Genomic DNA, 3,873 nt, shown 5'->3' with positions numbered 1-3,873 from the left:
GGTCAGTTGATAACAGGCTCAGGCATAAATGGTGTTTTGATAATAGCAGCAGAAATTTGTGGATGGCCTTGGTCTGCAGCTATAGGAGCAATAACTCCCTTTATGGCATTGGTATTGGGAGTTCAACCTCCTGCTATGGTTCCGGTTATACCTTTTATTGTGGCAGGGAATATCTTATACGGAGGCATTTATTCAATATTTAAGAGTCGCAACAAGTTCATTGCTGTTGGTTTTGCAGCCATAATTAAGTTTGGGTTGCTCTATGCTACAGTGAACTATTTTGTATCTGTAAAACCACCTATACAGGCAGCATTGAGCTTTCCTCAGCTTATGACAGCCTTGATAGGAGGAGGCATAGCCTTAATAATAATTGAAGTTTTGAATAGAAGCAATAAAGAAGAGAAATAATTATATAATGTTAAAGAATTATCATCCCAACGACAAGTGGAGGATATAGTTACTAAAATTCATAAAACATCTTTAGCTTCATACCCTAGAACTGAAAACAGATTAGAGGCAAAAGATTAATTCTGCATAAATTAACTTTGCAGGATTAGTCTTTATTTTTTGTTTTATATTGACGATATTTTCACAATGAGTTATTATGGAATTGCTGAAAGTATTTACTGAATTTTTAATATGTTTTCAATATTAATTATAGGGGGAGCTCAAATGGATATGATTAATTTGACTATTGATGGCATTCCTGTAAAGGTGAAGAAGGGTGCCACTGTTATGGAAGCTGCCAAAAGTATAGGCATAGATATTCCTGCTCTATGTTATTTGAAGGGTGTCAATGAAGTGGGAGCTTGCCGTATTTGTGTTGTTGAGGTAGAAAAAGCCAGATCTCTACAGGCTTCATGTGTACTTCCAGCTGCGGAAGGAATGGTAGTATATACTGAAAGCCCTGCTGTTGTAGAAGCAAGAAAAGAAATACTAAGACTGATATTGGATAACCATCCCAATGATTGTTTAACTTGTGACAAAGCCGGGGAATGCAAGCTTCAAGAGTATGCCTACAGATATGATGTAAAATTCAGAGATCATAATGGTGCAAGAAGGGTAGCCACCATAGATACTTCAAATCCATACATATTAAGAGATAACAGCAAGTGCATACTGTGTGGAAGATGTGTGAGCACATGCAGCCAGGTACAGGAAAGAAGCGTATTATCCTTTGGGGAAAGAGGATTTGAAACTCATATAATTGCAGATAATGATAAAATTTTAGGTGAGTCATCCTGTGTATCTTGTGGAAGATGCATAAGCGTATGCCCAGTAGGAGCATTGATAGACAATAGAATTGCAGGAAAAGCCAGAGCATGGGAAGCAGAAAAAGAAGAAGTGAGATGTACCCAATGTGACCATGGCTGCCATTTTGAGCTTTTAAGGAAAAATGGGAATGTAATTGGAGTAAGAGCAAAGGAGCCAGGCGAGGGTAGGCCTCTATGTCTGAAAGGGAGATTGTCCGTAGATTTAACATATAATGATAATCCTGCTGTTCCACTGATGAAAAAGGAAGAAAGTTATGTGGAAGTAAGCTGGGCAGAAGCCTTAGGATTAGAGAAGATAATGGAAAAGTTATAATCATTTGTTTTATTTCTATATGATGTAAAGGAGGTAAGATTATTGGTTAACTTAACCATCAATGGGGTGCAATGTCAAGCTGAACCAGGCTCTACCATACTACAAGCAGCCCAAAAAATAGGTATACATATACCTACTTTATGCTATGATGAAAGATTAGTAGCCCATGGAGCCTGCCGTATATGTGTAGTAGAAGTTAAAGGCGCAAGGGCTCTTATGCCTTCATGTTCTGCTCCAGTAGCAGAGGGCATGGTAATTGAAACAAACAGTTCCTCTGTAATCGAAGCTCGTAAAGAAATACTAAGACTTATGATTGAGAATCATCCGCTGGATTGTCTAACTTGTGAAAAATCAGGCAACTGTACTTTACAGAATCTATGCTATGAGTACGACATAAAAGAAGGGGGCTATAAGGGTGAGAAGAAAAATTACCCAGTAGACGACAGCAATCCTTTCTTTACGTATGATCCAAACAAATGCATACTATGCGGAAGATGTGTAAGGGTTGATAATGAACTGCAATGTACAGGCGCCATAAACCTTATTGAAAGAGGTTTCTATACCCATGTAGGTGTTGCAGGAGATAAGACATTTGAGGACTCCAACTGCGTTTCCTGCGGTAACTGTGTTTCAGTATGCCCTGTCGGTGCTCTAATGCCTAAGCAACCTGAAAAATTCAGACAATGGGAAGTCAAAAGGGTAAGAACTACCTGCTCATACTGTGGTGTAGGCTGCCAGATGGAGCTTTTGGTAAAGGACAACAAGGTAGTAGGCGTAGAACCTGTTAATATAGAGCCTAATGATGGACTTCTCTGCGTAAAAGGAAAATTCGGCTATAGATTTTTGAGCCATCCCGATAGACTTAAGACTCCTCTTATCAGAAAAGATGGAGAACTAAAGGAAGCTAGCTGGGATGAGGCTATGGATCTAATAGCATCCAAAATAAAGGAAATTAAGAAGGAACATGGCTCAGAAGCTTTTGGAGCTTTGTCCTCTGCAAGATGTACCAATGAGGAAAATTACCTCATGCAAAAATTATTCAGGGCGGTGATTGGCACAAATAATATTGACCATTGTGCCCGCCTCTGACATTCCGCTACAGTTGCAGGTCTTGCAACTACATTTGGAAGCGGAGCTATGACTAATGGAATCAATGAGCTTTTAGGCGCTGATGTTATATTTGTAATGGGATCCAATACTACAGAAAACCACCCTGTTATCGGTTCAAAGATTAGACAGGCATTAAGAAAGGGTACCAAGCTTATAGTTGCAGATCCCAGAAAGATTGATTTATCCAATGATGCAGATACATTCCTACAGATAAAGCCAGGTACCAACATTGCTCTTGTCAATGGAATGATGAATGTGATTTTATCTGAAGGACTGGAGAATAAGGAATTTATCGCAGAAAGAACAGAAGACTTTGAGAAATTGAAAGAAGCCGTTAAGGACTTTACTCCTGAAAAGGCTGCTGAAATCTGCGGGGTAGATGCAGAAGATATAAGAAAAGCTGCAAGATTATATGCAAAAGGCCAAAAGAGCAGCATAGTATACTGCATGGGCATCACTCAGCACACATCGGGAACCAACAATGTTATGACCATGGCCAACCTTGCTATGTTGTGTGGACAAATAGGCCGTGAGTCTACAGGAGTTAACCCACTTAGAGGACAGAACAATGTTCAGGGTGCCTGCGATATGGGAGCACTGCCTAATGTATATACAGGCTATCAGGCTGTGAATAAACCTGAGGTAGCAGAAAAGTTTGAAAAGGCATGGGGTGTGAAAGGACTTTCCCAGAAACCTGGACTTACCGTTGCTGAAATGCTGAATGCTGCAGCTAACGGAGATATTAAGATGCTCTATATAATGGGTGAAAATCCAATGGTTTCAGATCCGGATCTCAACCATGTGAAGCATGCATTGGAACATACAGAATTCTTGGTGGTACAGGATATATTCCTCACTGAGACTGCAGAGCTGGCAGATGTAGTGCTTCCTGCTGCAGCCTTTGCAGAAAAAGATGGAACCTTCTCAAATACAGAAAGAAGGGTACAAAGAGTGAGAAAGGCCATAAATGCACCTGGACAGGCAAAGCCTGACTGGATGATACTTATGGATCTTATGAATAGACTTGGCTACAACAAGACCTATAACAACCCTTCAGAAATATTTGATGAAATAGCGTCAGTAACACCATCCTATGCAGGCATAGACTATGAGAGAATAGAAGATAAAGGTATACAATGGCCTTGCCCAACCAAGGATCATCCTGGAACTTCCTAT

At 40.0% G+C, this 3,873-nt stretch carries 3 protein-coding genes; all 3 read left to right on the top strand.

The window, feature by feature from the left end; translation table 11 throughout:
• A partial coding sequence (locus tag ACESM9_RS14945) for an ECF transporter S component (protein ID WP_373000514.1) occupies positions 1-408 on the top strand: 408 nt, incomplete at its 5' end.
• A 264-nt stretch (positions 409-672) separates the two neighbouring features.
• On the top strand, positions 673-1,587 hold the full coding sequence (locus ACESM9_RS14940; protein ID WP_373000512.1) for a 2Fe-2S iron-sulfur cluster-binding protein: 915 nt from the start codon (positions 673-675) through the stop codon (positions 1,585-1,587).
• A 42-nt stretch (positions 1,588-1,629) separates the two neighbouring features.
• Positions 1,630-3,873, top strand: a 2,244-nt coding sequence (gene fdhF / locus ACESM9_RS14935) for a formate dehydrogenase subunit alpha (RefSeq protein WP_373000509.1), incomplete at its 3' end; no start/stop codon positions are given.

Origin of the sequence: Lutispora sp., from assembly GCF_041687175.1 — a bacterium.
In the GTDB taxonomy this organism is placed as follows: Bacteria; Bacillota; Clostridia; order Lutisporales; family Lutisporaceae; genus Lutispora.
The sequence above is the reverse complement of the archived record's forward strand: the minus strand, read 5'-3'. Positions and strand labels throughout refer to the sequence as shown.